This is a genomic window from Alistipes sp., from assembly GCF_048465575.1.
In the GTDB taxonomy this organism is placed as follows: domain Bacteria; phylum Bacteroidota; class Bacteroidia; order Bacteroidales; family Rikenellaceae; genus Alistipes.
Genome location: NZ_DBFWLG010000031.1, coordinates 1 through 2,394 on the forward strand (window position 1 = coordinate 1; position 2,394 = coordinate 2,394).

Genomic DNA, 2,394 nt, shown 5'->3' on the forward strand with positions numbered 1-2,394 from the left:
AAGGAGTGGGTGCGACACGATGTCGTATGAGTAATTGTTAAACAAAGATTTAACCCGTTGTTTCGTCAACGGTAGCCTATGGACAGATGCACCAATAGTAATATAATGTATTACAGCTGTCCTGACAAGGTAACCCTTCCGAAAGGAGCAGTCAGAACCGTGAGGGGAAGACAATGGCTGTTAGTATCATACAGTCGGGGAGCTTGGCTTGGGTGGTATGGTTAGCGTAAGCGAACTGTCGTCTAAACGTCGTAAGGTTGAATAAGCCAACGATACTGATTAAGGCTTTAGCCCAAAATGGGAAGCAGTCGGATATTCTCCTCCATTCTGAGAATACACGAACATTAGCACTGCCGGCGTAATAGACAGAACCTAACCCATCTGTAAGTTACTTCATATGGAACGTGGTAAGCCCGTATTTCTCCTGTGTATGCAGGTAAGCCGACCGCAAGGAAAGCCGAATGGGGTGCGGGTATAGGATAGTGGAAAAAGCGAATGCCATTCTGTAATGGAATGGATAGGAGTTTAAACGTCACTCCACTGCGAAAGCAAGCTGACTTCCACAATAGGTAATTCTTTACAAGAAACTTTTAGAACTTTTTAAAGTGGAAAAGCAAATGAACGAAATTAAAAAATCGTGTGCATCAACTGACCGTAAGGTGAACGATTGGGACAGTATTAACTGGCTCAAATGCGAGGCTGCGGTTCAAAAGCTACAAGCACGTATTGTAAAGGCTCAAAAGGAAGGTCGCCCGGGCAAAGTGAAAGCTTTGCAGTGGACATTGACCCATTCGTTTTACGCTAAAGCATTAGCCGTAAGACGGGTAACTTCCAACAAAGGGAGTAAAACGGCAGGTGTTGACATGGTTACATGGAATACTCCTGATGCGAAAATGTGTGCGATAGCCGAACTGAAACGGAAAGGCTATACACCTCAACCTCTTAGACGAATACATATTAAAAAGAGTAATGGGAAACTAAGACCGTTAGGAATACCGACAATGAAAGACAGAACAATGCAGGCATTGTACTTAATGGCATTAGACCCTGTAGCAGAAACTACAGCAGACAGCCACTCTTTCGGATTCAGAAAAGAAAGAAGTACAGCAGATGCTATACAGCAATGCTTCATTGACCTGTCTAAAACAGTATCTCCGCAATGGATTCTTGAAGGGGACATAAAAGGTTGTTTCGACCACATTAGCCACGAATGGTTGCTGAACAATATCCCTATGGATAAGGTGATGCTACGCAAATGGCTAAAATGCGGATTTATTTTTGATAAACAACTGTTTCCAACGGAAGAAGGAACTCCGCAAGGAGGGATTATTTCACCAACTCTTGCAAATATGGCTTTGGATGGACTGGAAAAGCTATTAAAAGACAATTTCAAAATAAACTTTTCTAAGAAAAATTATTATGCGCCAATGATAAATCTGGTACGCTATGCTGATGATTTCATTATAACAGGTGTCAGCAAAGAATTACTGGAAAACCAAGTTAAGCCACTGATAATTGAGTTTCTTCAAGCAAGGGGGCTTACCCTATCAGAAGAAAAAACGAAGATAACTCACATTGAAGAAGGGTTTGATTTTCTCGGATTTAATCTAAGAAAATACAAAGGTAAATTTATCATGAAGCCTTCAAAGAAAAGTCGAAAGAGATTCTTGGACAAAGTTCGTGAGATTGTAGATAAAAATAAATCTACCAAACAACAATCCTTGATTCGATTATTAAATCCAGTCATTAAAGGATGGGCGAACTACTACAGAGGGTGTTCTGCTTCGGAAACATTCAAAAAAGCAGATACACAGATATTCAACAAACTATGGCGATGGTCTCGCAGAAGACATCCAAAGAAAGGCAAACAATGGGTTGCGAACAAATATTATCACACGGTTAGAGGTAGAAGCTGGACTTTTGCTGTACCGCTTATAAATAAGGATAGTGGTAAATACCATACACTTATAAGATTATCGGACACCAAAATAAAGCGACATATCAAAATCCGTAGTGAAGCCAACCCCTACGATGCTGATTGGAAAGATTTTTTCGAGAAACACAAGACCAGAAGAATGCTTGCACATTTAGATGGTCAGCAATTTATCTATCGCTTATGGGAAAAGCAAATGCAATGTTGTCCCGTATGTGGAAAACACATAACACGGGAAACCCCTTGGAAAGTCATAGAAACAACAGGGAGTAGTAGAAAGGTGAAAGTCCTTATACACGACAATTGCAGCCGAATTACTAACAGAAATAAATGGAAATTACTATGAGCCGACTTTTATGTACAAATAGAAGTTTTGAATTGCTTGAGCCGTATGAGGGGAAACTCTCACGTACGGTTCTTAGAGGGGAAAGCTCCCGAAAGGGAGCTGACCTACTCGACAT

The 2,394-nt window shown here is 40.8% G+C and carries 1 protein-coding gene; it reads left to right on the forward strand.

Annotated features, from left to right (window positions below; genetic code table 11):
* Nucleotides 1-617: 617 nt before the first annotated feature.
* Nucleotides 618-2,279, forward strand: coding sequence for a group II intron reverse transcriptase/maturase (ltrA, locus tag ACMQ11_RS08645; protein WP_418992364.1), 1,662 nt, complete (start codon nucleotides 618-620; stop codon nucleotides 2,277-2,279).
* The last annotated feature ends 115 nt before the right edge of the window (nucleotides 2,280-2,394 follow it).

Excerpts from the sequence above, each read along its gene's own strand:
- ltrA (WP_418992364.1), top strand. The coding sequence starts at position 618 with ATGAACGAAATTAAAAAATCGTGTGCATCAACTGACCGTAAGGTGAAC.